Genomic DNA, 16,284 nt, shown 5'->3' with positions numbered 1-16,284 from the left:
AACCCTTTGACCCGGACGCGTTTCTGGAACAACACAGAGACACAGAGGCACAGAGAAAAGCGGAGGAAGAAATTGGGGTGGCAAATTCCGCTTTGCCACAGGGCTCGCAGAGCCCTTCGAAAAGCGAGGCGGCCAGGGATTTCCTGGATTCGATCTACCGCGAGCTGATGGAAAACATCGCCCTCAACGCCAACGATCCCCAGGCGGCTTACTGCGCGCGCATCTTCGACAACTACTTCTGGCGCTTCTGCATCCTGATCTTCGCCATCAAGCGCTGGCGGGACATCCGCGAAGCCCGGGACAACGACCACCTCGAAGCCTGGTTCGCCCGCAACAGGGTGGACGAGCAAACCGCAAGAGAGGCCTGGTACCTCTGCGAATACTACTTCCAGAACCCCCAGCCCTTCCTCAAGTCCCTGGCGGAGAGCTTCAAGCTCGACAGCGAAAAGAAGATCCTGCGCATACTGCAGAAAGCGCCTGGTAACGAGATGGCGCATTCCAAGCTGCTTTGTAAAAGCGGGCTAACCTCGAGGGAACTGAGGCAATGCATGGAAAGCCTGGTTGAGAGGCAGGCGGTGATCTGCCATGAGCAGGATTCCGGATATCGAAACAGGATCAGCTTGATCTACTCCCTCAATTCCGCTCTGATCGACGTTGACCTTGAATGAGCGCTGGAAGCAAATGAAAATCAGGGGCCGGTATTCCCGGCCCCATTTTTAATAGTTCTAATATTTAAATAGTTCCCCGCCTTACCACCCTGATATGGGAGATTATCTGAAAAGAGGACAAAACCAAAGCCTAAACGAATGTATACCATATATATATGTATATAACTACTAATTCCTACTATTTTAGTATATATTATATATAACTACCATATATACCATATACTTAAATCACCCTCTCAGAGTTCTGGGTGGGGATCTGGGAAAAGGCCGTAAGGCGGGGAACTATTTAAATATTAGAAGAATTAAATCCGGGGGAGTGGAGCCAGAGGATTCCGATCCTCAGCCAGGGGAGAAGCGGAAGCCCCGCAAGCGGGGACCCCTTCTTTGGAAAGCTCTGGCTACAATCCCCCTGGTGAGAAAAAACACTTCACAAAAGAGGCAACAAGAGGGCGGAAGGGTGAGCAGGAGGTATAAGATCATAAAAATCAGAGGGCAACCAGCCCCGGAGGGGGGCAGCCTGCTGACAAACCCCGCTGCAGGTGCGGTTTGTCAACAGCCTGAGCCCCGGAGGGGCGATAAAACTTAGCCCAGGGTGGAAACCCTGGGTATAGGAAAGATAACGCTCCCAACCCCGGATTCCCCACCCCACCGAGTGCGCGGCTCTTAATTAGCCGCGAACAATGGTGGGGTGGGGCTTTGACAAATATGTGAAATCAACGCCTCATACCCCCAGGGTTTACACCCTGGGCTAAAATATGCCCCACCTGCGGAGCTTCGCCGACGAGGACGTCGGCGTTCCCAAGCGCCGCCCCTTCAACCCGATTTAATCAGCGCTGATCTGCGCTTTTTATCCGCGCCGATCCGCGTGAAACAAAGAAAAACAAGGAGGAAAATATGGATTGCGACCTGATCAAAGCATTGGCCCGGGAACTGGCCACCAAGGTGAACAAGGTGGTGGACATCCCGTTGGTGGGCGAGGAGGACGAACAGAGCTTCTTCGAACTGATCATCCTGATCCTGCTCGAGCTCATCTTTGCCAAGCTGGGCTTTGAGCTGAAAGTGGAGAAGTGATTGTCGTGAAAACGTGGAAACGTGGAAGCGTGAAAGGGTGAAACAAAGGCCCGGGGCTGGGGGTCGGCTCCGGGTTTTTTGGTTTCCCGCAGATTTCCGCGGATAAAAAGCGCAGATTGACGCAGAAAAAGATAAGCACGCAGATCTCGCAGATCTCGCAGATCTAGAAAAACGTGAATGGGTGAATGGGGTGAAACAAAGGCCCGGGGCTGGGGTTTCCGGCTCCGGGTTTCTTTTTGTCCACGAATTACACGAATTACACGGATTGGCGGGAAAGGACGGAACACCGAGTTCATTCGGTCGGACCGCTGGATTTATCCGGTGACCAAAACCCAGATGAATCTGGTGTACCTGTGGCACGCTAAAACGCTAAAACGCCAAAACGCTAAAACGCTAAAACGCCAAAACGCTAAAACGCCAAAACGCTAAAACGCCAAAACGCTAAAACGCCAAAACGCTAAAACGCTAAAACGCTAAAACGCTAAAACGCTAAAACGCTAAAACGCTAAAACGCTAAAACGCTAAAACGCTAAAACGCTAAAACGCTAAAACGCCAAAACGCCAAAACCATGTGAATCAGATGTTCCGGGCCCATCGACGGAAACATCCAATTCCACCGGGTGACGGCCGTGCTGCCCTGAGCTATCGCACCACCTCGGTGTACAGGGTTCCGCCGCTGGCTGATCCGAAGTAGCCCAGGGCGTTGTGCACCCCGCCGTGGAGGTAGTTTTCCTCCATGTAGGTATAGCGGTAGTAGTTGTCGTCGACGACATACACCTTGACCCGGTATCTGCCATAGAGGACAAAGGCATAGGCGTAATCGCCGAGGACGAGGTAGTTGCCCTCGATTCCCGGCTGGGGCGCGGAGCTCAGGCGATTGAGAAATGTTATCCTCCGGAAGGCCCCGCCGGCGTTGTAGATATCCCTGAGGGATTCGTCGGGATTCTCGAAGCCAAAGACCACGTTGGTGAATTCCAGGTCCGTGCTGAATTCCTCCAGGCAGTAGATCTCCCCGAAGAAATTGAAGCTGGCGGCGGTGTCTCCAGTGTTGACGACGATGGGGTAGCTGGAATCTATCTGGCTGAAGGGCATGGTGTTGGCTGTTTCCGGATCAAAGGAGTAGCCGGTGTTCGGAGGATTGTCGCCCCAGAGGTCGAGTTCCAGCTCCACAGCTTGCGGCACGGTCGTTTCCGCCCAGATGAGGGAATCCTGGCCCGGGACCGAAACCTCGATCCTATAGCGGTGTCCGGGTTGGATGGCATTGCCGGCCGGATCGACGTATTTGAATTTGAATTCGTGCAGCGCGGGTTCCAGGGGAAACTCCAGATTGCCGTCCAGATCCCTGATCAGCACTTCCGCGTCGCCCACAAAGATCTCGAAGGGGTTGAACGCCTCGATGGTCGAGCTGCGGGTGACGTAGACGGGATTGTCCAGATCGATGGACCCGCCGGAAATCAAAAGACCGGCGATGGTGTAGACGTCGCCCTCGAAGCGCGGCTTGGAGGTTTGTTCACAGGAGGCCAGAAAGAGCAGGGGCAGCAGGAGCAGCAGAGACAAGTGTTTTTTCATCATTCACCTCACCAGGAAATGTTCACGCCGACAAAGGGCAGGAAGGGAAACTGCGTTCCGTCGCGGGCGTTCAGCTGCAGAGAGCCGTCTGACTGGGGATACAGGCTGTAGTTGCGGAAACTGACGTTATCCCGATTGAACACATTGATGACCTCCAGATACGGCTCGATCGAGCCCCAGCGCGTGATCCACTCATATTTGGTGCTTAGATCCAGGCGGACATAGGCCGGCAGGCGGACCCTGTCCTTGTAGCTGTAGATCAGCTGGAAGCTTTCGCCGTCGTAATAGATCCGTTCGGGGATCTCGCCGGGCTGGCCGGAGTTGTAGCTGAAATTCGCCCCGATCTTGAAATCGGCGCCCAGCACCTGAAATCCCGTGTTTTGGGTCACATTGAAGGTCTGGACCAAGGAGACCGAATGCGTGCGGTCATAAAGCGGAAAGAAGGGCACGGCTTCGCCGGTGGCGGGATCGATGTTCACGCCCTCCATGTCCCGTTTGGTCTGGCTCAGGGTGTAGGCCAGAAAGCCCTGCAGGCCTTTCCAGTCCGTGCGCAGCATCAGGTCCGCGCCATAGGTGAAGCCCTTGCCGACGTGGAAGGTGTCGGAGAGCGTCCCGGTCTCGTTGTTCCAGGTGAAATCGTTCGAGCTGTCGTATTGCAGCAGGTTTTGGTAGGTCTTGTAATAGAGCTCGGCATCCCAGCTGAAATACTTGCTCAGGTCGCGCCTATAGCCCAGAATGTAATGCAGACAGAGGCCCGGTTCGAGGCTTCCGTCGAGGGGAAACCAGATGTCGAAGGGGGTGCTGACCTCCATGGACATCAGGGTCAGATACTGATGGTAAGCGCCGAAATTGGCATAGACGCTTTCGCCGACGTCGAGATTGCGGCGGACCGAGAGCCGCGGCTCCAGATTGACATAGGAGGCGGCGGGAATGTGGCCCGGACGGGCTTGCAGGGTGCGATACCAGGTTGCCCGCAGGCCCGGCTGCAGGGTCCAGAGCGGATTGATCTCCCAAGTATCCTGGATGAAGGCGGCGCTCAACAGCGATGAGACCTCCACGTCCGGAAGGCCATTCTCCTCATACTGGTAGGAGGTGTCCATCCTCAGCCAGGTGTCGTTCCATTTCAGCTCATAGCCTGTCTCCAGTTCGTGGCGGTTGCTGGGTTTCCAGCTCAGGATGCCCTTGGTGCTGAGGTCCTGGATGCCGTTGAGCCTTTTGAAAAGCAGCTCTCCCTGCTCCGAGGTCTGGGTGAAATTGCTTTTGAACTCGCTGCCAGCAAAGATGAATTGCGAAAACAGCCGGGGATTGAAAATGTGCACCCACTGCGCGGAAAAGGTGCGGTTGCCCCAATCCAGGTCCAGTGACGAGCCGAGGTCGAAACTCAGGTCGTCCCTGCCAAAGTAGGTGCTCAGGCTGAGTTTGTTGCGGGCGTCCAGGTCCCAGTTGAGTTTGGCCTGGCCGTCATAGAAATAGTAATCAGGCAGTTCGCTGTAAAACTGCTGCAGCAGTTCCACATAGGTGCGGCGGATCGAGGCCATGTAGCTTCCGCTCTGGCTGCCGATCTTCCAGGGCCCCTCCAAAGTGGCGGAGGAGGAGATCAGGCTGAGCCTGGCAATGCCCTGATGGTGCATCCTGTTGCCCTGGCGGTTCGTGACATCCAGCACGGAAGACATCCGGCCGCCAAATTTGGCAGGATAGCCGCCTTTGATCAATTCCACGTTTTCCACCGCGTCGGTGTTGAAAGTGCTGAAAATCCCGCCGAAGTGGCTGGGATTGTAGACATCTATGTCGTCCAGCAGGATGAGGTTCTGGTCCGGCGAACCGCCCCGCACATAGAGTCCGGAGGAAAAATCCGAGATCGGCGCCACGCCTGGAAGGGTCAGCACCGCGCGGAAAACGTCCGCCTCAACAGGCGAAACCACGCTTTGGATGTCCTCCCTGCCCCGATGGATCGTGCTGGTGCGGATCGCGGGGCCGTCCAAACTGGCCTCGGCATGCGCGGTCACCACCACCTTGCTCAGCTCCACGGAACTCTTGGCCAGCCGCACGTTCACCGTGACATCCTCACCCAATCTTCCGATCGTGATGGGGACGCTTTTTTTGAGGTAGGAAACCAGCGTGAAATCGAGTACATAGTTACCGGGCTGGTTCAGATTCAGGACATAATAGCCCAGTTTGTTTGTCTGGCCGCCGATCCTGGTGCCTGAGACCAGCACGTTCACATACTGCATCGGCTCCCCGCTGTCCTCGCGGGTCACGAATCCGCTCACCGTGGCGGATTGCGCCGGCAAGGCCAGAAGAACGAGCAGCAATGCCAGGGCGGCAAATCTCAGATCCATGGGCGTTTCTCCTTGTTTGACACTTTAATTTCCGCCATCCCCATTGATGATCGCTTCCTTGAATTTGCTGTGTTCCTTGAAGCGGGTCATGTGCAGCTTTCCGAAGAAGGAATCCACGGCGCTGTAGATCACGGGGATGATGAACAGGGTGATCAGCGAGGCGAAGAGGAGCCCGAAGGTGAAGCTCACAGCCAGGGGCCGCCAGGCCTGTGAAGAGGGATCGGTGGAAAAGACCAGGGGCAGCATGCCCGCGGTGGTGGTGGCGGTGGTGAGAAGGATGGGGCGCAGGCGGGCTGAACCGCTGTTGATGATGGCGTGCCAGCGGTCGACCCCCTTATCCCGTTCCGAATTGATGAAGTCGATGAGCAGGATGGCGTTGTTGACCACCACTCCTGCCAGGGCGACCACGGAGAGCATGGTGTTCAGGGAAAAGGACAGCCCCGTTACCAGGAGCCCGAAGATCACCCCGATGAAGGCGAAGGGGATGGTCATCATCACGATGAAGGGCTGGACATAGCTTTTGAACTGGGAGGCGAGGATGGTGAAGATGGCCAGCAGGGCGATCAGGAAACCGAAGCCGAGCGAGCTGTAGGCCTTGTTCTGCTCTTCCTGGATGCCGCCGAATTCCATCGTATAGCCTGGAAAGCGCTGTGCGAAGTTGGAAAATGCCCCCTTGGTGCCGCGCAGCCGGTCGCCCATGAGGGCTGTCACGACTTCGGAAGTCGTCCGTTTCTGTTTTTTGCCGTTCTGCTCATATTCAGCCACGGCCGCGGTCACGGACAGGGTGCGGTCTCCGTCGTAATGGGTGATGCGGGAGATGCTGCTGCCGATCTCGAAGCTGGCCAGATCGCGGATCGAGATCAGGGCGCCGGTCCGGGAGCGGATCTTGAGGTCTTTGAGGTTTTCCATGTCCTGGGTGTAGCGGTCGTCCAGCTTGACCAGGATGGGGATCTCATCCGCGCCATTGCCGCGGAATTGGGTGACTTCGCTGCCCGTGCTGGCCATGCGGATCGTGGAAGCCACCTGAGCCGCCGTCAGGCTGTACAGGGAGAGCTTTTCCTGGTCCAGGAAGATCCTGGCTTCCATCTTGCCTTCGTCATAGCTGTCGTCGATGTCCACGACTCCGGGGATCTTGGCCAGGCTGGCTTTGACCACGGCGCTGATGTAGACGAGGCGCTCGATGTTCTCGCCTTTGATGCGGATGTCCACATCCTTGCCGATCGGAGGCCCGGCCTGGGATTGGCCGAATTTGTAGGTGTAGAGGCCGGGCAGGGTCTTGAGGAATTCGCGGATCTCAGCTTTGATCTCCTCTTGCGAGAATTTCATCTCTTTGAGGTCCACCAGGTCGATGTTGACGGCCGCGTTCGAGGTCTTGTTTTCCCTGATTCCCTCGCTGCTGAGGGATCCGACATTGCTGACCACATATTCGATGTCTTCCTTCTGCTTCATGTTCAGGATGAACTCCTCGACCTGGCTGACCACCCTGTTCGTCTCCTCCAGGGAGGTGCCGACTGGCGTAGTCAGCTCCAGGGCAATGGTTTGCGAAAGCGCGCTGGGGAAGAATTCGAAGCGGATGGCGCCGCTCATGAGGATGCCGATCGAGATGAAGAGCAGCACTACAACGCCCGCGATCACCAAACCGCGATGGCGCAGCGCCTTGGTCACGATCTTGCGGTAGAGATCGATCAGAGGCTTGATCAGCCGCGTGGTGCGGTCTTCGCCGGTTGGCAGGCCGCGTCCGAACTGATAGACGTTCGTGGGCAGGATGACCATGGACTGGAACCATGAGCCCAGCAGGGCGATGGAAACGACGATGGGAAACACGGAAAGGAACTGTCCCATGATCCCGCCGGTCAGGAGCATGGGCATGAAGGCGGCGATGGTGGTCAGCGAAGAGGCAAAAACCGGGGATATGACCTGATTTACGCCCTCGATGATGGAGGTTTTGTGGTCCTGCCCCATTTCCCGGTGGCGATGGATGTTTTCCAGCACCACGATGGAATTGTCCACCACCATGCCGACCACGATGATGAAGCCAAAGATGGTGAGGTTGTTCAGGGTGATATCCAGGAAGGGTATCACGATGAAGGTGATGAGGATGGAAAGTGGTATCCCGATGGAGGCGAAGACGGCGTTGCGCCAGCCCAGAAAGATCAGCAGGGAAAGGAACACGAGGATGATGCCCTTGAGGGCACTGGAACTGAGGGCCCCGATCCCGTTTTTGACATCGATGGAGCCGTCGTTGCGGACGCTGATGTCGGCTGCCGGGACTCGTTCTTCAAATCTGGCAATGAAGGCCCGCACCTCTTCCATCACCTTGATGATGTTGCCGTCGCCCTTTTTGTAGATGAAGATGCTGATCCCCTCCTTGCCGTTCAGCTTCGCGAGGGTCTGGGTTTTTTCCAGGGTGTCCCGGACCGCGGCCACATCCGAGATCCGGATCGCCCGGCCGCTGGGGTCTGATTGGACGATCATCCGGCCGATCTCCTCGATGGAGTTGAACTGGCCGAGGGTGCGCACCAGGAATTCTGTTTTGCCATATTTGGTGACGCCGCCGGGGATGTTCAGGTTCCGTCCTTGCAGGAGGCCGGAGATGTCCGCCAGGCCGATCCCGTAGGCATCGATCCTGGCCTGGTCGACGTCCACCCAGATCTGCCGGTCGCGGGCGCCCACCAGTTCGGCCTTGGAGACGTTGTCGATCTTGAGGATGCCGTCCTTAAGGTCGTCCGCCACCTCGCGCAGCGCCAGAGGAGTGAAATCCCCGCTGACAACCACTTGCGCGATGGGATTGAGTTCCCGCATGCTCAGGCGGATGATGACAGGATCGAAGGCGTCGTCCGGGAGGTCCGTGATCTTGGTCATCTCGCGGGAAACCAGGTCATAGGCCTCTTCGGAGCTGACATTGGTGTCGAACACGACGCTGACCAGGGACCGCCCTTCCTCGGAAAAGCTTTCCAGGTAATCCAGGCCGTCCAGGTCCGCCAGCTCGGTCTCGATCCGGCTGGTGACAAGCTGTTCCACCTCTTCGGGCGAAACGCCGGGATAGACCACGATCACGATGACGCGGCCAAATTCCACGGCGGGAAATTCCTCCCGGGGCAGGCTGACCATCGAGGTCAGGCCGAGGATCACGATCGCGATCACCAGAAGGTTGATCAGGATCGAATACTTAATCGAAGTTTCAGCCACTTTCATAGTCAGTTCCTGATCTCCACGCTTCTGCCTTCCTCCAGGTTTTCCGCTCCGCTGGTCACGATCAGGTCTCCAAGCTCCAGGCCGGATTTGATCAGGGCGTTTTCGCCGATCATCCTGCCCAGCTCCACTTTTCTCCGATGGGCCTTGTTTTCAGAGTCTATCACATAGGCGTAGTATGAGCCAAACTCGTTGGAAAAGTTGGTGATCGAAGTGTAGAGCAGGCCTTTGTAACGGTTGGTGAGGATCCTGGCGGAAACCACCATGCCGGGCAGCAGGGAGCGTGTGTTGGCGAGCTCGATCTCGATCGGGTAGGTGGCGGAACCAACCAGGGGGCTGATCCCAAAACCCCTCACAGTGCCTTTGACAGGGGTCTCCAGGTCCGGATGGCTGACCTCGACAATTTGTCCCCTGCTCAGCTTTCCGATCTGGCTTTCGCTGACGCCGGTCTTGATCAGCAGCCGGCTGGCGTCGGTGATCGTGGCTACCGGCGCTCCGGCCATGATGAACTGCCCTTTGGAGATGTTCAGGTTGGATAAGGTTCCGGCTTCGGGCGCGGTGAAAAACGACCCGCTGACCCCGGTCCGGGCTGCTTCCAAACCAGCCCTGGCCCCGTCAAACCCGGCCTTGGCGCCCTTATAGGCGGTGAGGGCGGCGTTGTATTCGGCCTGGGAAATCAGTTTCGTTTTCAGGGATTCCTCGGCAAAGTTCAGATTGCGCTGCGCGGTATCCAAAGACGCCTGGGCCGAGGCGACCGCTGCTTCAGCCTGGTCCAGACGGTATTGGAAGACGTCGTTTTCCACCTTGCCGATCCTCTCTCCGCGGTTCACGCGGTCTCCCAGTTTCTTGTAAACTTCCACGATCCGGCCGGAAGTCTCACTGCTCATGGTGATGTTGGTGATTCCTTCCAATCTGCCGGAAACACTGATGTAGTCGTCCAGTTCGCGCAGGGTAAGTTCTTCGACGGTCACGGGCTGGACCTCTTCGACCATTTCGGCGGCGGGGCCGCGACCCCGGCCACAGCCTGTCAGAAGCAGGATCATGGCTGCCAAGGCTAAAAGTGATTGTTTCATTTATTTGCTCCAATTAGAATCATTGAGTCAAGCTCTTGGGCGTCTGTGAATCCCAGGCTTTGCATCAGGCTGATGCGGGCTTTATGATAGTTGTAAATTGCGTTGGAATGGGCGATCCGGGCTGCGGACAGCATCAGTTCGGCGTCCAGCAGGTCTTTGGCGGAGATCAGGTTCAGGCGGAACCGCTCCTGCAGTTGTTCATAGCTCTGCTGCGAGTAATCCAGGGAAAGTCTGGCCGCCCGGACCTGTTTGGCCGCGCTGACCAGATTCAGGACAGAGGCCTCAGTTGCCAGCAGGATGCCGTCCGTGGCGGTTATGGCCTCCAGCCTGGCCTTTTTGAGGGCAAAGCCGGCTTTTTTCATGTCCGCGTAATTGCCCAATTGAGGCAGGATCGGGACCGAAGCGGTGAGCAGGATCTGGTTGGAAGCCTCAAACTCATAGCGGTCCAGACCATTCTCCTCATATTTCCTGCTTCCGATCAGCATCAAGGTGGGGAGGAAGGATCCCTTGGAGATCATGTGTGCCCGCCGGGAAAGTTCCACCGAGCTATCCAGCAATCTCAAAGATGTGCTGGCCGCTTTGCCCCGTTCCAATGCCAGCGCGGTCAAGGCGGCCGCGTCAGCGTTGTCATAATCTTCCAGCACTTGCAGGCTCTGGTCGCTTTCAATCGGATCGAAGTCCTCCACGCTGGGCAAATAGCTGATCCCGAGGTAATTTCTGAGGCTCAGTTGGGAAAGCTGCAAAGCCGTCTGCGCCTGCAGCAGAGTGACTTCCTTGGAAGCGAGCTGGCTCTGGAAGCGCAGGTAGTCGGCATTGGCCAACAGGCCGCTGTCGTATTTCAGGCGCGCGATCTGCAGGTTCAGCTCTGCCGAGCGCTTGTCCAGTTCGCTGATGGCCAGCAGCTCCTGGGTCTGCAGGACAGCCAGGTAGAGATTGTCCACTTCGCTGAACAGGGCCAGCCTCTGGGCCTCAAGGCCGGTTTGCGCCATGTCCAGGGCGATCCTGGACATCTGGTATCCCTGCCAGATCTTGCCTCCCAAAAACAGAGGCTGGGAGAGGGACAGCCCGAAGCTGCGGATGTCGTTGTTCAGCTTGAGGGTTGTTCCTCCCGCTTGGTAGGACGCGGCAGGGTCCATATACAGCAGGGTCCCGTCCAGGCTCAGGCTGGGCAGGAAGTTGCTCAGGGCCGAGGTTTTGCCCCATTTTGCCGCTTCCAGTTCCGCCAGCTTGGCCTGATAGGCGGCGTTGTTATGCAAAGCAAGTTCGTGAGCCTGCTCCAGGCTGAGGATGCCACGGTCTTGTGCCCCCAGCAGAGCAGCGCCCAGCAGTATCAGGATGATCGTAAAGCGTTTCAATTGTTTTCTCCCGTATCGCTAAAGAAATCTTCGTTTTGGCCGGAAATGACGTCAGCCAGCAGTTCCTTCAGGGCTCTGATCTCGGCCCGGTGGTGCTTGAGCCCCAGCCGCAGTATGTGTTCATGCACAAAAGGCAGTTGGGCTTTGCTGATGAGTTCGCTGCAGATTCCTGAGCGGACCTTGTTATTCGCTTCTTCCAGACGCTGGATCCTGGCTTTGATGGAATCGGCCAGAAACCCTTTGTCAACCGCTTTCCAGGCAAAGGACAGGGCCAGCCACCAATCCTCGTTCCGTATTTTGGGGGAGGAAAGGTATTCACGCACAAGCTCGGAATGCAGCTCCCGGCCTTTGGCGTTGATGTGAAACACGGTCCGGGGTGGATTGTTGCCCTCGTTGACCTGTTCTCCGCGAATGTGTTTCGATGCCTCCAAGTCCTGCAGGGCCTTGTAAATGGAGGGCAGCCTGATCCCCGCCCAGGCGGGAAAATCAAACTCTTCGACCACATGGCCGATCTGATATCCATACATGGGCAGGCGGCTCAGGAATCCCAGAACAACCAGTTTGGGCTTGGACATGGCCTTTCTCCTTTAATTGCTATTATCTGCGTAACTATTATACGATATAATAGTCAATCTAATAATACCACCGGATTTGGCAAGAACTTTTTTGCGGCGCCAGCAAAATTCTCCCCAAAATAGCTGCTTGACAGAATCTCCGGCCAGCGGAACTTGATCCCATCTTATGCCCTACAGAGGTGACAATGAATAAACGCCCGTCCTGGCAAGAGTATTTCATGCAAATGGCGATCCTGGCCTCCAAGCGTAGCACCTGTCTGCGGCGCCAGGTGGGGTCGGTCCTGGTGAAGGACAATCAGATCCTGTCCACAGGCTACAACGGCAGCCCGAAAGGGGTGCGGCACTGCGCCGAGGTCGGCTGCCTGCGCGAGACCAATTCCGTTCCCTCGGGTCAGATGCATGAACTCTGCCGGGGAGTGCACGCGGAGCAGAATGCCATCATCCAGGCTGGCCTGAACGGTTCCAGCACGCGCGGAGCGACGATCTATTGCACCCATCAGCCCTGCAGCATTTGCGCCAAGATGATCATCAACGCCGAGATCAAGACCATCTACATTGCCGATAAGTATCCCGACACGCTGGCCGAACAGCTCTTGGCCGAAGCGGGAGTGGAAATGACCCATTATGACATTGCCAGCGGCAGGATGAAGCGGCTGATCTGACCCGGCAGATGTTCAAACGTTTCACCACGCAGGACCTGATCGTAATCGCCGCCCTGGCCGGGATCGGCATCGCGATCAAACCTATCGTATCCCCTCTGTCCAAGATGATCTCCACGCCGCTGATGGTGCCTGGAGGCTCGTTTACAGGCGGCCTGTACATGCTGTGGCTGGTCCTGGCCGTGCTGATCGTATCCAAACGCGGCACCGGAACGATCTACGGGCTGCTGCAGGCCCTGATCATCATGGTGGCAGGCATGCGTGGCAACCAGGGCTTGCTGAGCATCGTCAGCTACACCCTGCCCGGGATCGCCGTGGACCTGGTGTATCCGGTTTTGCGTCATCCGGAGAGGCTTTGCACCCATCTGATCCTCTGCGCTTTGGCCAACATGACCGGCGCGCTGGTGGTCGCTGTCCTGCTCTTTCGGCACCCTTTGCCACTGGTCGCCATCATCCTGGGGATGTCTCTGCTTTCCGGGCTGCTGGGCGGACTGGTCTCGCACGGGATCTATAAAACCTTAAAACACTATGAGTTGATAACATGAAAAACATCACCATCGCGCTCCTGCTGGCAGTGTCTTTGCTGGGAGCGGTCACCGTCACCGATTCGCAGGGAGCCTCCACAAGCTGGTCCCACGCGGAGCTGTCTGCCGTTCCCCAGGAAGAATTCACCACCCTGCGGGATAAAGATGGCGAGGCCCAACTGGACACCTGGCAGGGCTTTAGGTTCGATCTTTGGCTCAAAAGCAAGCTGGACAAGCCTTTCAAGGTCATCCGCTTTGAATCCGCGGATCGCTACAGGGTCAGCCTCAGCAAGGCGGAATTTGACACCCTGGCCTGCTGGCTCGCCTTTGCGCACAACGGGGAGCCCTTACCCGAAGAGGGTTTGCGGATCATCTTTCCCCAGCTGAGGGACATGAAATGGGTCCGCGACCTGGACCGGGTGGCGCTGGAGGACTTCGATCCCCTCAAAATGCCCGCCCGTTTTGAGTTTCTGGACCAGCGCCTGCAGCGTGAGACCCTGCTGCAAAACCCCGCCCCCTTCACCAACGCGCAGGGCTACCATTTTGCCGACCTGCTGCCCAAATCCTCGCGGGTAGAGGAATTCAGGGTTGTTCTCTACAGCCGGGACGGGATGAAACTTTCCCTCGAATATCCCCAACACCTGGAAGGCGCCATCCTGGAGGTGCGGGACGAGGGATTCAATCTGAAAAGCCCGCGCATCCCAGGCGGGATGTGGCTCAAGGACATCATCTACATCCAGATCAACGACTTCGCCCTGATCCACAGGGACAACCTCGACGCCCTCATCGCCCTGAACCGGATCATGGACTGGAAACTCAGCCCGGAAGTGCATTTCGTCGTCAAAAAAAACAACGCTGAGGGGAGGGTCAGGCTCAATGACCTGCTGGCCGATCCCGAGCAGCTTGCGGACGTCGAGTCGTTCATTTTGATCCCCTGACCAGCCGTCAGAGCGGTTTGCACTGGTTTCCGCGCCCGCATGTTTCTCGTCTCCGGCCTTGATCTGAAGTACCCCAACCAGGAGCGCAACCTGTTGGAGGGTATCAACATCAGTCTCCAGGCGGGGGAATTGCTGTTCCTGCGAGGGCCCAATGGCAGCGGCAAAACCTCGCTGCTCAACGCGATCAGCGGCATCATACCCCAGCGCGTCAAAGCCGGGCTGGCCGGCTCGATATCCCTGAACGGCATCGATTTGCAGCCCGTTCCACTCAACGAAAGATTCCGCCATCTGGCCTACCAGATGAGCGATCCGGACAACCAGATCTTCTTTCCCAGGCTGGCCAAAGAGCTGTCATTCGCGCTGGAAAACGCCGGCCTGCCCGGAGCTGATATCCACCGCAGGATCGATCTCTGGGCGGAGCATTTTGGCTTGGGCGGTTTCTGGCAGACCGAGCCCGGCAAACTTTCCCGGGGGCAGAAAAAGATCCTCATCCTGGCTGTCTGCGCGGCGATGGAGACTCCGCTGGTCCTGCTGGACGAACCCTCGTCAGGCTTGGATTATGATGCCCTGGCAAGAGTGAAGGCCTGGCTGGAACAGGTCCTCGGCCAGGGCAGGATCGTCATCATGGCCGAACACGATCCCGAACTGAGTTCTCTGGCCACGAAAACTTTGGTGCTGGGCCAATGACGGATATCCTTTGGCAGGCGCGGGACCTGGGCTTTGCCTATCCAGGCCAGGCCGCGCTGTTTGAGGGTCTGTCCTTTTCGCTCCGAACCCGGGACCGCATTCTCCTGCGCGGCGCCAACGGCTGCGGTAAAAGCACCCTGCTCTCTTTACTGATGGGGATTCTGGAGCCGGTGACCGGCAGCCTTGAACTGAAGGGAAAAAAACCCAGCGAGCTAAGCCCGGCGGCCTGGCGCGACCTTGTTTTCTGCCGGCAAAGCGCGCCGGCAAACCTATTTGGCCTGACCCCCGGCCATGATCTGGCCACCTGGCAACTGGCTTTCCCGGAACGCTTTTCAGAGCAGGCTGTCCGGGAATTGGACGATCCCCTGCTGCAAAAGCTGGATTCCGTCTATACCAGCCTCTCGGGTGGTGAGTTACGTGCTTTTAGTTTGCTCTGGCTGCCCTTGCTCAAAGACAAATTCTGGCTTCTGGACGAACCAACCGCAGGCTTGGACGCCTCGCGCAAGGAGCGTTTTGCCCAGCTTTGCGCGGATAAGGCGGAAACGGAAAGCAGCATGTTGATCGTCAGCCACGATCCGGTTTTGCCGCAAGACCTTTTCGACCGGGTGCTGCTCCTGGAACTGGGAAAACTGCGGGAGCTGAAATGAACAGGCTCCATCCGCTGTCTTTGATCCTGCTTGCCCTCTGGTTCAGCAGCGCCGCCATCTTTGTGCCCCAACTCGCCTGGCTGGGCGCGGTTTTGATCATCAGCATCATCTTCCGCGGACTGCAGGCCGGCTTCGAGTGGCGTCTTTGGGCGCGCCAGTTTTTGCTGATGTTACCGCTCTTTCTGGCCATCCTGCTCATCCAGGCGCTCTTCGTCAAAGACGGCGAACTTCTTTGGGGCAGGTCCTGGTACGCGATCCACTCCGGCGGATTGAGGATCGGCCTGGCTTTCTGCCTGCGCCTCCTGATCCTCTTTTTCTCCGCCCAGATCCTGCTCAAACTGGAATATGAGGATTTCGACCTTGCCTTCAATACGGTCCGATTGCCCGAAGAACTCGGTTTCATGGTTTTTTACGCCCTTCATGTGATCCCCGCTTCGGGCGAGAGGATCAGGCATGCCCTGCAAATTCTGCGCCTTCGGGGCATTGACCAGGCCAAACAACCCCTCAAAACCAAGCTCAGGCTCTACAAACTGATCTCGCTTTCCGTGCTGGCTGAGGTGCTGTCCCGCAGCGCGATCCAGGCCACCGCCCTGGACCTGAGGGGATTTCGCAGTTCCGGGCCCCGCAGCCGGCTCAACCAGCGTGGACTTACCCTGCCTGATTACCTGCTTTTCGGATCTATGTTGGTCTTAACCGCCATATATATCATATTCTAAGCTCTTCTTAGCAGAATGCTGATCATCAAACTAACGCAATCCTCTGTTAAATAACGCCAAACCCCTTCCGCCCCCTTTATCATTACGCTATCAATACGGACTCATTACGGACTTTGTCCGTATTGAGTCCGTAATGACACCGTAAAGACCTTTGCACATAGACTCTCTGGAAAAGGTCTAAAACTAGGGGTAGAACTCCCCCGAAAAATAGTTTACGATATCTGCAAATAATTCTTGACAAATTAGATAGCTATACTTATTGTCACTCCAT

The 16,284-nt window shown here is 56.9% G+C and carries 14 protein-coding genes; 8 read left to right on the top strand and 6 right to left on the bottom strand.

Annotation, left to right across the window (positions count from 1 at the left end; genetic code table 11):
- Both K0B87_06730 and K0B87_06725 read left to right on the top strand, forming a co-directional pair.
- Positions 1–668 (top strand): hypothetical protein (locus tag K0B87_06730; GenBank protein MBW6514435.1); only part of this gene is annotated, 668 nt, incomplete at its 5' end.
- Positions 669–1,562: 894 nt separating this feature from the next.
- A complete protein-coding gene (locus tag K0B87_06725) occupies positions 1,563–1,739 on the top strand; it encodes a hypothetical protein (GenBank protein MBW6514434.1) in 177 nt (58 codons plus the stop codon).
- Positions 1,740–2,381: 642 nt separating this feature from the next.
- Here the strand turns inward: K0B87_06725 and K0B87_06720 are convergent.
- From K0B87_06720 to K0B87_06695, 6 genes are read right to left on the bottom strand one after another with little or no spacing between them, the layout of a single operon-like run.
- On the bottom strand, positions 2,382–3,308 hold the full coding sequence (locus K0B87_06720) for a DUF4249 domain-containing protein (GenBank protein MBW6514433.1): 927 nt from the start codon (positions 3,306–3,308) through the stop codon (positions 2,382–2,384).
- An 8-nt stretch (positions 3,309–3,316) separates the two neighbouring features.
- On the bottom strand, positions 3,317–5,647 hold the full coding sequence (locus K0B87_06715) for a TonB-dependent receptor (protein ID MBW6514432.1): 2,331 nt from the start codon (positions 5,645–5,647) through the stop codon (positions 3,317–3,319).
- 24 nt (positions 5,648–5,671) lie between these two features.
- A complete protein-coding gene (locus tag K0B87_06710; GenBank protein MBW6514431.1) occupies positions 5,672–8,842 on the bottom strand; it encodes an efflux RND transporter permease subunit in 3,171 nt (1,056 codons plus the stop codon).
- A 2-nt stretch (positions 8,843–8,844) separates the two neighbouring features.
- Positions 8,845–9,912, bottom strand: a complete 1,068-nt coding sequence (locus K0B87_06705; protein MBW6514430.1) for an efflux RND transporter periplasmic adaptor subunit — start codon at positions 9,910–9,912, stop codon at positions 8,845–8,847.
- Positions 9,909–11,267 (bottom strand): TolC family protein, encoded by a 1,359-nt coding sequence (locus tag K0B87_06700; GenBank protein MBW6514429.1) that lies wholly within the window; start codon positions 11,265–11,267, stop codon positions 9,909–9,911. The genes K0B87_06705 and K0B87_06700 overlap by 4 nt, the downstream gene beginning before the upstream one ends.
- Positions 11,264–11,842, bottom strand: a complete 579-nt coding sequence (locus K0B87_06695; protein MBW6514428.1) for a PadR family transcriptional regulator — start codon at positions 11,840–11,842, stop codon at positions 11,264–11,266. Before K0B87_06695 ends, K0B87_06700 begins: the two co-directional genes overlap by 4 nt.
- 185 nt (positions 11,843–12,027) lie before the next feature.
- Here K0B87_06695 and K0B87_06690 point away from each other — a divergent pair, with 185 nt between their 5' ends.
- Genes K0B87_06690 through K0B87_06665 form a run of 6 tightly spaced genes read left to right on the top strand, consistent with a single transcriptional unit; the run spans position 12,028 to position 16,013 of the window.
- On the top strand, positions 12,028–12,504 hold the full coding sequence (locus tag K0B87_06690; GenBank protein ID MBW6514427.1) for a cytidine/deoxycytidylate deaminase family protein: 477 nt from the start codon (positions 12,028–12,030) through the stop codon (positions 12,502–12,504).
- A gap of 8 nt (positions 12,505–12,512) precedes the next feature.
- The gene (locus K0B87_06685) at positions 12,513–13,046 is read left to right on the top strand and encodes an ECF transporter S component (GenBank protein ID MBW6514426.1); all 534 of its coding nucleotides are present in this window, start codon (positions 12,513–12,515) and stop codon (positions 13,044–13,046) included.
- Positions 13,043–13,963, top strand: a complete 921-nt coding sequence (locus tag K0B87_06680; GenBank protein ID MBW6514425.1) for a hypothetical protein — start codon at positions 13,043–13,045, stop codon at positions 13,961–13,963. The genes K0B87_06685 and K0B87_06680 overlap by 4 nt, the downstream gene beginning before the upstream one ends.
- Positions 13,964–14,002: 39 nt before the next feature.
- Positions 14,003–14,650: an energy-coupling factor ABC transporter ATP-binding protein gene (locus K0B87_06675; GenBank protein MBW6514424.1), complete on the top strand. Its 648-nt coding sequence runs from the start codon at positions 14,003–14,005 to the stop codon at positions 14,648–14,650.
- Positions 14,647–15,297, top strand: coding sequence for an ATP-binding cassette domain-containing protein (locus K0B87_06670; GenBank protein MBW6514423.1), 651 nt, complete (start codon positions 14,647–14,649; stop codon positions 15,295–15,297). The genes K0B87_06675 and K0B87_06670 overlap by 4 nt, the downstream gene beginning before the upstream one ends.
- Positions 15,294–16,013, top strand: coding sequence for an energy-coupling factor transporter transmembrane protein EcfT (locus K0B87_06665; GenBank protein MBW6514422.1), 720 nt, complete (start codon positions 15,294–15,296; stop codon positions 16,011–16,013). The genes K0B87_06670 and K0B87_06665 overlap by 4 nt, the downstream gene beginning before the upstream one ends.
- Positions 16,014–16,284 lie beyond the last annotated feature (271 nt).

The sequence above is a fragment of the Candidatus Syntrophosphaera sp. genome (assembly GCA_019429425.1).
GTDB lineage: Bacteria > Cloacimonadota > Cloacimonadia > Cloacimonadales > Cloacimonadaceae > Syntrophosphaera.
The sequence above is the reverse complement of the archived record's forward strand: the minus strand, read 5'-3'. Positions and strand labels throughout refer to the sequence as shown.

Coding starts and splice junctions, on each gene's coding strand:
- K0B87_06695 (MBW6514428.1), bottom strand. CDS start 11,842: ATGTCCAAGCCCAAACTGGTTGTTCTGGGATTCCTGAGCCGCCTGCCC.
- K0B87_06710 (MBW6514431.1), bottom strand. CDS start 8,842: ATGAAAGTGGCTGAAACTTCGATTAAGTATTCGATCCTGATCAACCTT.
- K0B87_06720 (MBW6514433.1), bottom strand. CDS start 3,308: ATGAAAAAACACTTGTCTCTGCTGCTCCTGCTGCCCCTGCTCTTTCTG.
- K0B87_06670 (MBW6514423.1), top strand. CDS start 14,647: ATGACGGATATCCTTTGGCAGGCGCGGGACCTGGGCTTTGCCTATCCA.
- K0B87_06705 (MBW6514430.1), bottom strand. CDS start 9,912: ATGAAACAATCACTTTTAGCCTTGGCAGCCATGATCCTGCTTCTGACA.
- K0B87_06715 (MBW6514432.1), bottom strand. CDS start 5,647: ATGGATCTGAGATTTGCCGCCCTGGCATTGCTGCTCGTTCTTCTGGCC.
- K0B87_06675 (MBW6514424.1), top strand. CDS start 14,003: ATGTTTCTCGTCTCCGGCCTTGATCTGAAGTACCCCAACCAGGAGCGC.
- K0B87_06680 (MBW6514425.1), top strand. CDS start 13,043: ATGAAAAACATCACCATCGCGCTCCTGCTGGCAGTGTCTTTGCTGGGA.
- K0B87_06725 (MBW6514434.1), top strand. CDS start 1,563: ATGGATTGCGACCTGATCAAAGCATTGGCCCGGGAACTGGCCACCAAG.
- K0B87_06690 (MBW6514427.1), top strand. CDS start 12,028: ATGAATAAACGCCCGTCCTGGCAAGAGTATTTCATGCAAATGGCGATC.
- K0B87_06685 (MBW6514426.1), top strand. CDS start 12,513: ATGTTCAAACGTTTCACCACGCAGGACCTGATCGTAATCGCCGCCCTG.
- K0B87_06665 (MBW6514422.1), top strand. CDS start 15,294: ATGAACAGGCTCCATCCGCTGTCTTTGATCCTGCTTGCCCTCTGGTTC.